A 14,509-nucleotide genomic window follows, 5' to 3' on the forward strand; every position below is an offset into this window, starting at 1 on the left:
AAGTCAGACTTCTGCGGATTTAAGTCATACACACCATCTACACAGTAACTTGACTTGGAATACTGAGGATCTTTCTCGGTTTGGTGATCATAGCGCGAGCAAAACACCCGGTCCCATCCCGAACCCGGCCGTTAAGTGCCGTTGCGCCCATGGTACTGCGTCTTAAGGCGTGGGAGAGTAGGTCGTCGCCAAACCTAGTAAGATCCTTAGTTGATGTATCTCTCTTTCGATGCTGTCTCACTTGACCTGACGTAGGCCTGTGATGCACCATATTGGCGCGGGATGGAGCAGCCCGGTAGCTCGTCAGGCTCATAACCTGAAGGTCGTAGGTTCAAATCCTACTCCCGCAACCAACGCTAATTCTTCAATATCTTCAAAGGCTTGAGTTTTTCCACTCAGGCCTTTTTGGCGTTTGGCCCCCGAGCTGAGGGTAAGCAACGCCGCGAGGGCGCCTTCCAAATGAATGCCCAGCTTGCCGCCCGTCGGTGAGGGCTGAAACACGATCCGGTCAATCAGGCCGCGCAACGCTTCCTTTGCCTCCAGCATCCCGTCGGGGTTTTGAAGCTGTGCGATCAGGATGGTGATCTTATCACGATAGCTATCCGCCATTCTTGGGTGGATCCGGATGGGGGAGGGAGTTACCTCGCGCGCTACCTTGCCTTCCAATTCGATGCGTCGCGCATCAAGCGCCAGCATCCGGTCTTTGACTTGCTCAGCCGGAATCCCAGCTATGATCGCATCGACCAGCTTGGCGTGGTCCTTCTTGGTCTTCGCCAACTCCTTTTCTAAGGCGTTGCGATTGAACGAAGCGTCCGCCTGAAGGCGATTTCGTTCCTTGGCGTATTCCTGACAAAAGATGGTGAGCGCATCCTGATCCATCAGGTTGTTCTGCAACGCATCCAAGACCAAGCGCTCAAGCTCTGCCTGAGCAATTGTAGCCATGTTGTCGCAGACGGCTTTGCCTTGGTTGCGCGCGGTGGAGCAACCGAAACTGGTCTGCGAGACTTTGGAGATTCCGCCGCCGCACTTGCCGCAGGTCATGAGCCCCGAGAACAATGTCCTCGGGCGGCGGCGGTCCCAGATTGCGGTAGTAGTGTTTTTGGTCTTCATCGCACCTTGGCGTGTGCGGGCTGAATCCCAAAGGTCTTGGTCGATGATTCTGAGGTCGGGGATGTCGGTGATCACCACCTGAGATGCAGAGCGATGAAGAATGAACTGAGCTACATGGTAGCACTACCGGGTTCACAGATAGAGTAACGTGCTCTGTCAGAGGAAACCTTGATGACATGCCAGGCGGACCCGGCTGTACAACTCCACAAAATACACCTTCCCACCCTTAGCTCATGCATCAGGTGTCAGACTGCGGAAATTTGCTCTGCGACGGTTAGATTGTCAAACCGCTGCCATGGCCGTTTTGTGTCGGGGATTCACATTGATCCTCTGTACATTGAGATACCAGGTTATTGGTCATAGCGACCCAACAGCTAGAATTGATCGCCGTTGATGGCGGCAGATGACACTGCTTCTTAACGCGTCGACGTGAGTTCTCCGGCGATCTGCAGTCCTTTGCGTGCAATGAATTGCCTTCGTTAGGAGAGTCTAGTGTTCTTTCGCCGTATTATACCCCTCACGAGCGGCCAAACGATGAGCGATACCGTCGCCACGGCGATAACCGCTGAAAGGGGGCGCGTCACCAGTTCAGTCACATCCCCGCGGCTGATCAGCAGCGCGCGGCGCACGCTTTGCTCAGCCATAGGGCCGAGGATCAAGCCGAGGACGATAGGCGCCAGAGGCACTTCGACCTTTTCCAGGAAATAGCCCGCAACACCTGCCGCGAACATCACCCACAAATCGATCGGACGTCCGTTGATAACATAGACGCCGACGACCATCAGCACGAGAATCGTGGGAACCAGCAGAACGCCAGGTAAGCGCTGCACTTGTGCAAAGATTCGCGTCGCCGCCGCGCCGCCAACGGCGAGGATCAGGAGCGAGGTCAGCAGCATTTGCAGCATGAAACCACCGACGAGGCCGGGATTTTGGTGAAAGAGCTGCGGCCCTGGTTGAAGGCCGTGGATCAGGAGCGCGCCCAGCACGAGGGCGGCCACGACATTGCCGGGAATGCCCAAGGTCAGGGCCGGGATCATCGAGGCCGCGTTATCCGCGTTGTTGCCACATTCGGCGGCGGCCACGCCCAGCGGGTTGCCTTTGCCAAAGCTTTCGGGATCGTCGCTGGCGCTTTTGGCGGCATTGTAGCTGAGGAACGCCGCGATATTGCCGCCGGCCCCCGGCAGGATGCCGACACCGATGCCGATCAGGGACGAGCGCAACCATGTGGGCACCATGCCCCGGACCTCGGACCACGGCACCTTGACCGACTCGAGTTTCAGATCGGCGGCGGAGAGGCCCTTGAGATCGGCACTCTCGGCCAGCGCGATTACTGGGGGCAGGGCGTATAGGCCGACGAGGATGACGATCAGATCCACACCGCCTAATAGCCACGGCTCGCCGAAGGTATAGCGCGGCACACCTGAAAGCTGGTCGAGTCCGACAGTCCCGAGCAAAAGGCCCAATACGGCGGCCATAAGGCCTTTGGCGGCGTCCTTGCCGACCAGCACACTAATCGAGGCCATGCCGAACATGGCGATCCAGAAGTACTCGGCCGGGCCGAAGGCGAGTGTGGCGCGGGCCAGAATCGGCCCGATTGTCATAAGTGCAATTGCCGAGGCCGTGCCGCCCAAGGCCGAGGACCAGCAGGCAATCTTGAGCGCGCGCGCGGCTTGGCCCTGCTGCGCCATCGGATAGCCGTCGAATGTGGTGGCAATGGCGGCGGGGGTGCCGGGGATGCGCAAGAGAATTGCAGGTATCGCGCCGCCATACATCGATCCGTTATAGATGCCGGCGACCATGCCGAGCGCAATCAGAGGCTCCATCGAATAGGTCAGTGGTAGGAGCAGTGCGATGGCCATCACCGGGTTGAGCCCCGGCAATGCCCCGATGAAGACGCCAAGGATCGACGCGCCGATCATCGCGGCGATTGGGCCGAGGGCAAACACGTTTCCCAGAATTTCAGTCACGATTTGCATGCCAGGCCCCTATTGTGCCAGCCAGAATTCATCGGGCAGTGGTTTTTCGAGAAGGACCGAAAACACGGCCCAGACGACGAGGGTAAAGATCAGCGCCGCAAGGGCTAGGTAGAACGGTTGGCGAAAACCGAGGACGGCCGGCAGAACGATGACCACCAGCGCGGACGCCGTATAGAAGCCAAGCAGCGGAACGAGCGCGATATAGACCGCAGCCAGCGCCACAGTCAGCGCCGCGCGGCCTTTATGCTCGGTCAGCGGGCGCGCGGTGCTGCGTCCACGGAGCCATGCCTTGCCCGCGACGATGACACCGAGCGCGGTCATGACCAGCCCCAAGATCATCGGATAGGTGCCTGTCGCGCCGGAGTACTCCGCGGCCTTCAAGGCCGCGGAGATGCCGAGCACGGCGAACAAAGCACCCAGAACAAGGTCCTGCCGCCGTTCCATCAGTTGCCAAGGCCGAGGTTTTTGGCGACCTTGGCCAGACCGTCATATTCCGCATTGAGGCGCTGCGTCAGGGCATCGCCTGTCACGACATTCGGGATCTCGCCCTTGGTCGCCAGAAACTCGACATAGCTGGGATCGTTCACCGTCTTTTCCAGCGCGGCGATGAGACGGTCAGCAATGGCCGGGTCCAGACCTGCGGGTGCCAGAACCATCCTCCACAAGAGCGTTTCTTCCGCGCCAAGACCCAGCTCTTCCAGGCCAGCCGCCTTGGGCAGCGCCTCGACGGGGGCCGCAGAGGTGACGATCAGGCATTTGGCCTCGCCGGTATCGGTATAGGGCAGGGCGGGCGAAATGGAGCCGCCATAGATATCGACATGCCCACCGAGGAAGTTCTGCAGAGTCTCGCCCGCACCGCCGAAGGGGATGGCCACGGCTTCGATGCCCTTCACTTGAAAGATGCGCTCAGCCGCCAACTGCATCGTGCCTCCAATGCCGTCGTTGCCGTAGGTATATTTGCCGGGGTTCGCAGCAAGCTCGGCCAGGAACTCCTCGCCCGTCTCGGCAGGGAAATCCGCGCTGACGCACATGGTATAGGCCGTCTCGGAGGTTGAGGCGAGGGGGGTGAAGCTGTCGATGCTGTAGGCAGTGCTCTGCACTTGCGGAACGGTCGTGATCGGGCTGTTCCAAGTTGCCAGCAGTGAATAGCCATTGGGTTTTTCTTGCATGAATTGCGTCACACCAACCGATCCCCCGCCACCGGCGGCGTTCAGGATGGCGATGGACGTGCCCAGCTCTTCCTCCAGCAGGATTGCCAGCTTGCGCGCGCTGGTGTCGGTGCCGCCCCCGGCCGGTGCGGGAATCGTAACCTCGATGGGGCGCTCGGGATATTCGGCAAAGGCCGCGGTGGTGGACAGGGCCACGGCAACGGCTGTTGTAGCTAGATATTTCATGATTTTCCTCCCTAGGTTTTTATAATCAGCCGATGCGGCTGCGGTAACGAAAGTTATCGGCGCGCCCGGCTGCGAGCCGCCATTCGATGGCGTCCCCGGCGATGTCGAAGGCCGTGCGTTCGATCATCGCGACGGGGCCGTCCTGCACCATGCCGAGACGCGCGGCGGTCTGCGCATCGGCAGCGCCGAAATGCACCTCGTCCTCGGCGCGCGCGACGAAGACGCCGAAGCGCTCGAAATAGACGGGGTAGAGGAGCGGGCCTATCTCCGTCTCTGGGATGGCCTCGAACCCTTCAAAGCGGGCTGCCGGAATGTAGATCTCTTCGGAAAGAAGCGGCTGTTCGGACAGGCAGCGCAGGCGCTGGATCTGGATGACATCGCTGGTGCCCAGCGTTTCGGCCACGTGGTCCGGGGCGTTCATGCGCGTGCGCGAAATCAGCCGACTGGTCGGAATGCTGGTGGCCGAGCCATGCTCGCGGATCTGGAAGAAGCGAAAGAGCGTAACATCGAAGGCAGGCTTGCGCAGATAGGTGCCCGATCCTTGGCGCCGCTCAAGCAGCCCCTCATCGACAAGCTGCTGGATCGCCTTACGCACTGTGCCGACGGACAACATATGTTCGGAGGCCAGCCGATTCTCCGAGGGCAGCGCGGCGTCCGGTCCCCATTCGCCCTCGGCGATGCGGTGCGCCAGCGCGTCGCGCAGCCGCTGATAGGCGGGCAGCCGACGATCACTCGTCATACTCGTTTGTGCCATTGGTCCTCCAACCCTTGAAGGATAGGATAAGGCAATTGACCCTGTCAGTCAACTAGTTCTATATAGAACTACATATATAATGGAGGGCAGCGTGATCCAATTCGATTGTCACGCACATGTTTACGAGCGCATTCAATCGGTTGCCGGTGCGCGCTATGTCCCGGACCGGCCCGCCCCCCTGGCGGCATGGCGCGCGCTCCAGGCTGAGCATGGCATCAGGGGCGGCGTAATCGTCCAGGTCAGCTTCCTTGGCACGGACAATTCCCAACTTCTGGCCGCACTTGCCGGATTGGACCGTCGCCACTTTGCCGGGGTGGCAGTGGTCGATTTGGCAACCCCGGAACACAAGTTAGCGGTGCTTGCGGAAAATGGCGTCAAGGCCGTGCGCTGGAACCTTATCTCCGGAGCGCCCCTACCCCATGTGGATGACCCAGCCACACGGCGCTTCGTCGATACGCTGGCCGCCCTCGGGATGCATGTCGAGGTCCAGCTGGAAAGTGGGCGTCTGGCAGACTACTTGGAACCGCTCTCGACCTTACCGGTCCCTGTCGTCATTGACCATCTGGGTCTCCCTGCCTCGCCTGATCCCGCGCGCGAACCTTGGCTGGAGGCACTGAGCATTTGCAGAAACCGCGATCGCTTCTTCGCCAAAATGAGCGCGCCCTATCGCGGCAGAGCGGATCCGCGTCCGCATCTGGAGCGCTTGCTGGAGCTGGTGAGTGCGGACCGCTGCGTCTGGGGAAGTGACTGGCCCCACACCAGGCACGACGACGTCGCGACCTATGCTGGATATCTCGCGGACATCTCGGATCACGTTGACGATGCGACGGCTGCCAAAGTGCTCTATGGTCTTGAGGTCCAGTGAGGGAGTAGGGCTATTATAGGCGGTGTGGTCCCAGCTTTTCCTAGTCCGAGCTTTAACTTCGATTGTAAATATGTCGTTAACCATCGCAGTCTTCCTGCAGAGCAGAATGCTGCCAGTTCGCATCCGCCTTAATCAGACTTGCGTCGACGGCCATGTGCTGACCGCTCACCAAGCCTTCGGAGATGCACGATGCAACAGTGATCTCGAAGAGGTGACGCAGCAACGCACTCTCTCGGAAACGCCTATGTCGGTTCTTCGAAAACATTGAATGATCCGGGATACGGTCGCTCAAATCGGGGCGGCAGAGATGGGGGAGGTGGGCGGTCCGACATGGTCGATCATAGTTCCATCTAAATGCCGATTGGGGGAACAACATGGCACATTAGGTTGCGATCGACCGTTCCCTTGAAACCGTCAACGTTTGCATTCTGGAAGATGAAGGAACTGTCTGCCTGAAAGCAAAATCGAAGCGGAACCAGAGGCGATTGTTGAGCTATTGAAGGATTTCGGGCAGCCGATAGCCTGGCTCGGCTTGGAAGCTGGGCCGACGTCGTCTTGCCTCTCCAGCGGCTTTGTCAGACGAAACCTACTGGAAGCGGGCAGGGCGGTTTCGTAGCCTTTCTGGATGACAAACCACTCCCCATTTCGGAAACCCAAAACCAGTCCTGACATCATCCGCCTCGCGGTGATGACGTATGTCCGCTTTCCGCTTTCGCTTAGAAGTGTTGAGGACCTTCTCGACGAACGCGGCATCGATATCAGCCACGAAACGGTGCGGTTTTGGTGGAACAGATTTGGCCCGATGTTTGCTGCCGAAATCCGGCGGAAACTGGTAGAGCAGTTGCGGTCGTACTCGAACTGGCAGTGGCACCCGGGCGAGGTTTTCGTGAAGATAAACGGCCATCTGCAGAACCAGTTTTTCCGGGCCCGCAAGCTCTTGGCGCAACGACGCCCTTGCACGTAACATCGGGGCTGTCGCCGTCTCAAGCATAGCATTGCCCTCAGCGAGTTCTCGAATGCGATGCTCGAACCTTCCTCGGGAGATCGCCCCGACCTTCAAACCAAAGTTACGCAGGAGCCCGCGCAGTGACATCTCCAGCGCGATCATGTTCTGCTGGATCGCCTTCCGAGCACTCAGAATGGCGCGCACCTCCTGCGCCGAAACTGACTTGCAGCGGACAGGGCGGAACCAACCGAGGTGGAGCAGACGCCCAATGCCTTCGGCATCCCTGCGATCAGTCTTGATGGGCATGGCCTTCAGGGCACCCTTCACCTGCCGCCTCTCCATCAGAACGGCATCCAGCCCGGCATCTGTCAGCCCGCGATACAGCCACTGTGACAAGGGGCCAGCCTCAAGACCCAAAGCGGCAATGTTGCCGTCCAGTGCCTGAAGCCATGCAAGCAGAGGCTCCGGTTCGCTGGCAACCTCAGCTTCCCGAACGATCTTTCCATGCGCGCTGACCACGCAGATCGCGGTCTTGGCCAGTGACACATCCAATCCGATAAACAGTCTCATTCCCTATTACTCCAATCAGGTTTGATACGGGAATGGCGACAGCGCAGCGGTGATCTGGCAAGCGGTAATGATGGTGCGCGACGCAGGACCCGTTACGGCATCTCATAACCAAAATATGACGGTTGCAGCGAGGGCGATCGCTGACAGGAATACTTTTGGACATTGGTCATAGCGGGTTGCGACGCGTCGCCAGTCTTTGAGCCTGCCAAACATTCTCTCAATGAGGTTGCGGCGCTTGTAACGGCGCTTGTCGTATCTAACGACCTTCTTGCGTGACTTGCGACCAGGGATGCAGGGCCTTGTGCCCCTTTCCTGACAAGGCTTCGCGAAACCAATCGGCATCATGACGCCGATCCGCGAGCAACCATTCCGCATCTGGCAAACTGCTCAGCAAAGCCGCTGCACCGGTGTAATCGCTGACCTGAACGGCGGTTATGAAAAAGCGGATTGGGCGACCGCTTTTTATCGGTCACCGCATGCAATTTAGTGTTCATGCCGCCCTTTGTCTGTCCAATCAGACGTCCACGCCCCCCTTTTTGAGCTCTAGGCTTGAGGCCGTGCGGTGCGCTTTGAGTTAGGTCGCATCAATCCAAATTGTTTTGTTATCAGGCGCCTCTGCAGCCAGCCCTGTCATAGTACGAGCGAAAACGCCCATATCGCTCCAGCGATTGTACAACGTCTTCGGAGGGCCATATGCAGCAGGCGCATCACGCCAGCGTAAGCCACTGCGATTGATGAAGAAAATACCACTCAAAACACGTCTATCGTCGACGCGTGGCTTACCTCGACTCCTTAGAAAGTAGTGCCGCAGTCGCAACGTCTGTTCGTTGGTTAGCCCGTAAAGGTTGCTCATCGTACCCCCAAATCATCGGGGGCGGTGAATCATGACGGCAAACCAGCATCAAGGCTTTCTATGGGTCCTGACCCTAGCCTCTTGATGCGAGCAGTCGGTCAAGTTCGCTTTGCATACCGCCCCTAAGAAGTGGCTCCCCCGCGCCTTGTGTGTCGTTGCCCGGACCGCGCAACCGTGTGTCGGCAAGAGGGGATACAGGTCGGCCTTTGACCTGAATTTCGTAGTGAAGATGCGGCGCCGTTGACGTACCTGTCGATCCGACACGGCCGATCTCTGTTCCGGCGCCGACATGCCGACCAACTTGCAACGCCTCGTTTACTGCGCTCAGGTGAGCGTAAAGGGTGCGGGTGCTGCTTTCATGCTCGATCTCGACCAAAAGCCCGTAACCACGTCGCTTGCCCATGAAAGCGATTTTGCCAGATTGTGTCGCCGCGACCACCGCGCCCTGTTTGGCCGCGAAATCCACGCCGTTGTGCATCCGCATATTATCATGAATGGGGTGCATCCGTAGTCCAAAGGCTGAGCTGAGGCGTGCGCCACGGATCGGTTGGACGAACGTCTGCACGAGCTGCCCATTCCTGAAAATCCTAGTCCGCCGGGACTTGTCGTCTGGCCACAGGATTTCATAACGCCCGTCGGCCACATCGAGTTGCGCGAAATCGATGGTCGGTTCACCGACCTCTCGGCCGTTAGAAACGTACTCGCGCCACAGCAGGCGGATGTGCTCACCGCCAGCGAGAGCTGTCCGCAGATCAAATGCCCCGGCAAGGATCAGCTCGAGGTCGGTCGCGAACCTGGTAGGAATGCCTGCATCATCCAGTGCGGCATAGATCGAACTTCCGATTCTTGCCTCTCCCGCTCGGCGGACGCTGTCAAGGTCGGGCGCCACCTTCTGAACCGACGGTGCGGCACCGAAAGTGGCCAAAATGCGCGTGCCATCTTCGATTTCGAGCGTAGCGGTTCGGGGCAAACCATCGGAGGATATCGTCACGGCGATGCTGTGTCCCGGCTTCAGATGCCGCAGATCGTATTCGGACCCGATCGCACCGGTCACTTCGATGCTTGCATCGGTGTCGAGGCCGGCCTCGGCGAGGAGCCCCGAAAGACTGTCGCCAGCGTCCACAACTCGCGTCCAGGTCACGGCGTCATCGGCCTGCGTCGGCATGTCGGCTCCCTCCGCAGCTTGACCAGTCATCGAATCATCGTTTCCCATCGGGGCGCCTGTCGACCCGGTCCGACTCTCCAGTTGGGCCGATGTGATGTCAGGAAGAGCGGCTTGGTCTCGGGGTTGCCTTTCCCATTGCGTCGATAGGCCAAGCACGGTGCCACCGAGGACAATAAGGACGGTCCAGTATCGCAACCTCATCTATTCTCCACCGTCCGTCAGTTTTATGTCTCTTCAGTGCTTACTGGTTCGCGAAGCCGGACTTTGCAATCCCGGCCGATCAATGTCGGCGTTGCCCCGCCGCCATTCTGAAAGCTGACATCTGAGAGGGGCATGTCCTGCACTTCCGATACGGCAGCACCGGGATACTGACTGTCCGGACCGTTGTTACCGATCCAGTGATTAGGTTGCGGTTGCGTCTGTGCCCATCGAACGCGGTCATGTTCATGGTAGGCACCCATGGGTCGCAGGCGGCATCCGTGCCATGAGGCAGCTCTTCGGTTTTGCGGGTTGATTTGCAGGACGAAAAAGGAATACGCGGGCTCTCGCTGATCAATTCAACAGTTTCTGCAATCGCTCTGTTTCGTAAGTTGCGCCGCAGAGAAGGATTGCGGAGGTCTGCCCAGCGTATTTCTTCTTGTCCGCCAGATACCCGGCAAGAGCCAACGTAGCGGCGCCCTCGACCAGCATGTTTTAAGTTCATGTGGGCACCTTGAGCGCGTCTTCGATCTGCGCCTCGCTGCAATGAACAATCTTGTCGATCACTTCGCTCGCCAGTCGATGGGCAGATATTTGAGGATATCAAAGCCGGATTAAATGCGGATCATCCCAAATTCCTAAATGATTTCAATCAGGAATTCTTTGGCCAAGGGCCGTCACTCGTGAGACATTTCCTTTAGCCTCCCAGATTTGGGACGAAGGCGATGTTTATGACGCATCGAAACTTTGCCTATCGCTGGGTCTGTCGCATCGATCTTGCTGATCGTGTGCCAGACCATTCCAGCTGTTCGTAGAACCGACATGGACAGTTCCGGGATAGCAACGTGTTGCAAACGCCCTTTTTACACAAATCGCATTTTCGAACGGACGGCTTAACTTACCTGGTCTTGAAGAATTTCGATGAAAACCTTTGCCGGCTTGGACAATGCCTGCGTTGCTGGGAGAACCAGCTTTAGCTCGCACGGGATGCTTGGGCTAAAGGGCCTGATTTCGATATTTTGGCCGGCATAGGCATCCGCAGTCATTGTATCTATTATCGACACTCCCATGCCGCTGGCCACAAGGCTACAGATGGGGCCGGTGTAGGTGGAATCAACGATGACATTGGGCGTGACACCGGCGTCATTGAAGGCTTGAAGCAAGCGCTTCCTCATCAGGCTGCTTTCCGAAATCAGGAGTAGGGGTATCTGTTCCAGCTCTCGGGGCGTGATCTCTGGCAGCGCAGCGAGAGCGTGACCTTTGGGCATGATGCACACCAGACTGGTTTCCGGCATTTCCTGAATGATGACGCCATGCACATCCAAAGGAAGCAGTGCGAGACCAATGTCGCTTTGGCCTTTTTCAATCAGCTCGACAACCTCCGGCGACAGGCCGCTGCGCAGGGAGATGGTGACTCCCGGGCATCGTTCATGGAAGGCTTTGATGACCTTCGGCAGAAAGAAATATGAATGACCTACCGTCGACGCTACGCGCAGTCTTTGTCTGCGAAATGTCCCGAGATCGGTGGCGAATTTGACCATCTGCTCCATTCCGCCGTAGCAACGTTCGACCTCGACATGCAGTGCAATGGCATCCTTGGTTGGCTCGATTCGACCGGCGTGGCGGGAGAAGAGCTGTAAGCCGTATTGGTCCTCTAGATCCCGGATCAACCTGCTGATCGCTGGCTGGGTAACGCCCAGCATTACACCTGCCTCGGTCATGCTGCCGGTTTCAATTACAGTTCGGAAGGCTTCGATCTGCCGCAGGTTAAAACGCAACATAGTTCAGCTACCCCATCACATTATCTTATGAAGTGATGAAAAATTAGAATTTGCTTTATGCCGCGTCAAGCTCCTAACTGAACGTTAATATCGGCGTGCCAGTCCAAATTGGCCCGCAGATAGGACGTTTTGCATCTGTGACCACGAGGAGGTGGTCAAGGTGGAGCCAAAGCTTTGCTAAGAAAATCCTGATGTCAGGGTATCGAAAGTGCAAGCCCGGCGGCGTTGATAATTTGGTGCGGGAAAATCACAGGTCACAGTCAGATAGAGCCGACAAAATGTGGTGTGGACTTCGCGTTCATTGAAATTTCTGGGAGGAAATACACTATGGTATTGAAGAAATTCGCCCTTGCGGCGGTCCTATTGGCGACGACTGCCATGCCAGGGCTAGCCGGGAAGGCTGATGATACGTTGAACTGGGCCACGGACCGCGAAGTATCGGTCGTTGATCCGTATTATAACACAGCTCGTGAGCTGCTGATTATGGGGCACATGGGTTGGGATGGTCTGATTCTGCTGAACCCCGACAGCGGAGATTATGAGCCGCTACTGGCGACAAGCTGGGAGTGGAAAGGCAACACCGCAGTCGAGTTCGATTTGCGCGAGGGTGTCAAATTTCACGACGGCAGCGACTTTGATGCTGACGATGTGGTCTACACAGTCAATTTCATCTCAAATGAAGACAACGGCGTTTTGACCTTCTCTCAGGCCAGTTGGATGAAGGAGGCAATCAAACTGGATAAGTACAAAGTTCGGATTGAGCTGCACGAACCCTACCCAAATTCCATGGCGTATTTGTCAAACGAAATTTCGATTGTGCCAGAAGGTCACTATGACGACGCGCCCAAAGGACCGGACGGCAAGCCAGATTACGGTGCGGTGGCACCAGTCGGCGCCGGCCCCTACAAAATGACCGAACTGAAGTCGGGTGAATATGTTCTGTGGGAACGGTTTGAAGATTACTACGAAGGCGGTGCCAAGGGCACGCCCCAAATCGGTAAAATCAAGTTCCGCGCGATCAAGGAAAACAACACGCAAATCGCCGAATTGCTGACCGGCGGGCTTGACTGGATTTGGGATGTTCCCAAAGAGCAAGCGCTCCGGATGGCGGACAGCGGCCAGGTTCAGGTCGTCAATGCAAAGACATTGCGCATATCCTACCTGAGCTTTGATGTTGATGGCAGCTCCGGGCAGGACTTCTTCACCAACAAATTGGTGCGCCAAGCGGTCGCTCATGCGATCAATCGTGAGGCCATCGCCGAAAACCTTGTTGGGCCAGCTTCGGTTGTCATCAATTCAGCGTGCCACCCGGAACAGTTCGGCTGTACTGATGATGTGCCAAAATGGGACTATGACCCCGAAAAATCCAAGGCACTGCTTGCCGAGGCGGGATATCCGGACGGGTTCACATTCGACCTCTATGCGTATCGCGAACGTGAATTCACCGAGGCTGTTATCGGCGATCTGGCGAATGTCGGCATCCGGGCTAACCTGAACTACCTGCAGTACAGCAAGTTGGTTGAGCTGGTTTGGGAGGGCGTTCCGCCGCTTCACCACATGACATGGGGGTCAAGCTCGATCCCGGATGTTGCCGCGATCACCAGCCACTTCTTCTCGGGTGGACAGGATGATCCCGCTATGGATCCGCGCACGGCAGAGGCACTGAAACGCGGTGATACCACGATAGATCCCAAAGAGCGCGAGGCAGCCTATGCCGAAGCTCTGAGCATCATTTCCGGAGAGCTCTACTGGTTACCGATGTTCACCTACACGAAGTACTACGCTTTCTCGAATGACCTCGACTTCGTCCCCACGTCGGACGAAATCCCGCGGTTCTATTCGGCAAAGTGGAAGTAACTGACGCGTAGGCAAAGAAGGCTCTCTCCCGGCGCAAGCCGGGAGCTCAGCCAATCTTTACAACGGAGCGATCAAACAGATGTTGAGATTTCTGATAAGGCGTCTTGGGTTGGCAATCTTGGTTGCGCTTTCAGTGTCGGCCATCACCTTCTCGATGACCTATCTTGCAGGCGACCCGGCGATTGCAATGACCAGCGAAAACGCGTCCGAGGCCGAAGTGCAACGTATCCGCGAATTCTATGGCTTTGACCGGCCGGTGCTGGTGCAATACGTTTCTTGGTTGACCAAGGCGGCGACCGGCGATTTCGGCCAGTCACTCTACCTCAAGCAACCGGTTGGCGACGTCATCTTTGATCGGTTGCCCACGACGATGATGCTGGGTGCCTTTGCGTTGATGTTCGCCTTGGCTCTTTCTATCCCGCTAGGTGTCGTTGCCGCGGTCCGGCCTAACAGTTTGATCGACCGGCTGGCGCTGTTGCTGGCGGTAGTTGGACAGGCGATGCCCAGTTTCTGGTTCGCACTGACCATGATCCTCTGGTTCGGAATAAATTGGCGGCTGCTACCTATCTCTGGCACCGACAGCTGGGCCAATTTCATCATGCCGGCGGTTGCGCTGGGATATTACATCACACCCGGCGTAATGCGCCTGACAAGGGCAGGCATGCTGGAAGTGCTGCGCTCGGATTACATCAGGACCGCACGGGCCAAGGGTGTCAGCAGTAGTTCGGTTCTGTTCAAACATGCCTTGCGCAACGCTATAATCCCGGTCGTGTCACTCGCTGCAGTTCAGTTCGGCTTCATGCTCGGCGGGTCCATCGTCATCGAAACAATTTTTGCCATCAACGGCTTGGGCTATCTGGCATGGGAATCCATTCAGCGCGCCGATTTGCCGATGATGCAGGCCATCGTGTTGGTCCTTAGCATTTTTTATATCCTCCTGACTTTCTTGGCGGATGTGATCAACGCTTGGCTCGACCCACGGATCAGGAGCGCTTGAGATGCAGGATACTGAGCTGAAAGTCACAGACACCGCAGGACTT

The 14,509-nt window shown here is 57.5% G+C and carries 11 protein-coding genes, 1 tRNA gene, 1 rRNA gene and 5 pseudogenes; 7 read left to right on the forward strand and 11 right to left on the reverse strand.

Annotated elements, in window-relative coordinates; translation table 11 throughout:
- The first annotated feature begins 79 nt into the window (after positions 1-79).
- Positions 80-194: ribosomal RNA gene (gene rrf / locus MK6180000_RS18400) — 5S ribosomal RNA — on the forward strand.
- Positions 195-276: 82 nt separating this feature from the next.
- Positions 277-353 (forward strand) — tRNA-Met (locus tag MK6180000_RS18405).
- Here the strand turns inward: MK6180000_RS18405 and MK6180000_RS21050 are convergent.
- The 5 genes from MK6180000_RS21050 to MK6180000_RS18430 all read right to left on the reverse strand — a co-directional run bounded on the left by MK6180000_RS21050 (position 310) and on the right by MK6180000_RS18430 (position 5,234).
- The gene (locus tag MK6180000_RS21050; RefSeq protein ID WP_138936580.1) at positions 310-1,110 is read right to left on the reverse strand and encodes a recombinase zinc ribbon domain-containing protein; all 801 of its coding nucleotides are present in this window, start codon (positions 1,108-1,110) and stop codon (positions 310-312) included. The two genes, MK6180000_RS18405 and MK6180000_RS21050, sit on opposite strands and share 44 nt — an antisense overlap.
- Before the next feature lie 479 nt (positions 1,111-1,589).
- Entirely contained in the window at positions 1,590-3,086 is a 1,497-nt protein-coding gene (locus tag MK6180000_RS18415; protein ID WP_138936067.1) for a tripartite tricarboxylate transporter permease, read from the reverse strand.
- Positions 3,087-3,095: 9 nt separating this feature from the next.
- The gene (locus tag MK6180000_RS18420) at positions 3,096-3,530 is read right to left on the reverse strand and encodes a tripartite tricarboxylate transporter TctB family protein (RefSeq protein WP_171054688.1); all 435 of its coding nucleotides are present in this window, start codon (positions 3,528-3,530) and stop codon (positions 3,096-3,098) included.
- Positions 3,530-4,480 (reverse strand): tripartite tricarboxylate transporter substrate binding protein, encoded by a 951-nt coding sequence (locus MK6180000_RS18425; protein ID WP_138936069.1) that lies wholly within the window; start codon positions 4,478-4,480, stop codon positions 3,530-3,532. Before MK6180000_RS18425 ends, MK6180000_RS18420 begins: the two co-directional genes overlap by 1 nt.
- A gap of 25 nt (positions 4,481-4,505) precedes the next feature.
- Positions 4,506-5,234, reverse strand: coding sequence for a GntR family transcriptional regulator (locus MK6180000_RS18430; RefSeq protein ID WP_138936070.1), 729 nt, complete (start codon positions 5,232-5,234; stop codon positions 4,506-4,508).
- 91 nt (positions 5,235-5,325) lie between these two features.
- On the opposite strand from MK6180000_RS18430, the gene MK6180000_RS18435 reads away from it, so the two are divergent.
- Positions 5,326-6,099 carry an amidohydrolase family protein gene (locus MK6180000_RS18435; protein WP_138936071.1) on the forward strand — a complete coding sequence of 258 codons (774 nt, stop codon included), beginning with the start codon at positions 5,326-5,328 and terminating at the stop codon, positions 6,097-6,099.
- A gap of 82 nt (positions 6,100-6,181) precedes the next feature.
- Here the strand turns inward: MK6180000_RS18435 and MK6180000_RS18440 are convergent.
- Positions 6,182-6,403: pseudogene (locus MK6180000_RS18440) on the reverse strand (IS5/IS1182 family transposase); the annotation flags it as partial.
- Between the two features lie 321 nt (positions 6,404-6,724).
- Between MK6180000_RS18440 and MK6180000_RS20765 the strand changes: the two are divergent.
- Positions 6,725-7,000: pseudogene (locus tag MK6180000_RS20765) on the forward strand (IS6 family transposase); the annotation flags it as partial.
- Here MK6180000_RS20765 and MK6180000_RS18450 read toward each other — a convergent pair.
- The 4 genes and pseudogenes from MK6180000_RS18450 to MK6180000_RS20430 form a co-directional block, all read right to left on the reverse strand.
- Positions 6,998-7,615: pseudogene (locus MK6180000_RS18450) on the reverse strand (IS110 family transposase); the annotation flags it as partial. The pseudogenes MK6180000_RS20765 and MK6180000_RS18450 sit on opposite strands and share 3 nt — an antisense overlap.
- Before the next feature lie 102 nt (positions 7,616-7,717).
- Positions 7,718-8,468 (reverse strand): annotated as a pseudogene (locus MK6180000_RS18455) (IS5 family transposase).
- Positions 8,469-8,541: 73 nt separating this feature from the next.
- Entirely contained in the window at positions 8,542-9,681 is a 1,140-nt protein-coding gene (locus MK6180000_RS18460) for a M23 family metallopeptidase (protein WP_246040572.1), read from the reverse strand.
- A 504-nt stretch (positions 9,682-10,185) separates the two neighbouring features.
- The gene (locus tag MK6180000_RS20430) at positions 10,186-10,323 is read right to left on the reverse strand and encodes a hypothetical protein (RefSeq protein ID WP_171054689.1); all 138 of its coding nucleotides are present in this window, start codon (positions 10,321-10,323) and stop codon (positions 10,186-10,188) included.
- A 233-nt stretch (positions 10,324-10,556) separates the two neighbouring features.
- Here MK6180000_RS20430 and MK6180000_RS18465 point away from each other — a divergent pair.
- Positions 10,557-10,643: pseudogene (locus MK6180000_RS18465) on the forward strand (transposase); the annotation flags it as partial.
- Between the two features lie 81 nt (positions 10,644-10,724).
- Here MK6180000_RS18465 and MK6180000_RS18470 read toward each other — a convergent pair.
- Positions 10,725-11,612 carry a LysR family transcriptional regulator gene (locus MK6180000_RS18470; protein ID WP_138936073.1) on the reverse strand — a complete coding sequence of 296 codons (888 nt, stop codon included), beginning with the start codon at positions 11,610-11,612 and terminating at the stop codon, positions 10,725-10,727.
- Between the two features lie 327 nt (positions 11,613-11,939).
- On the opposite strand from MK6180000_RS18470, the gene MK6180000_RS18475 reads away from it, so the two are divergent.
- A complete protein-coding gene (locus tag MK6180000_RS18475) occupies positions 11,940-13,469 on the forward strand; it encodes an ABC transporter substrate-binding protein (RefSeq protein WP_212751926.1) in 1,530 nt (509 codons plus the stop codon).
- A 79-nt stretch (positions 13,470-13,548) separates the two neighbouring features.
- The gene (locus tag MK6180000_RS18480; protein WP_138936074.1) at positions 13,549-14,466 is read left to right on the forward strand and encodes an ABC transporter permease; all 918 of its coding nucleotides are present in this window, start codon (positions 13,549-13,551) and stop codon (positions 14,464-14,466) included.
- Positions 14,467-14,509 lie beyond the last annotated feature (43 nt).

The organism is Roseovarius arcticus (genome assembly GCF_006125015.1).
Taxonomy (GTDB): Bacteria; Pseudomonadota; Alphaproteobacteria; order Rhodobacterales; family Rhodobacteraceae; genus Roseovarius; species Roseovarius arcticus.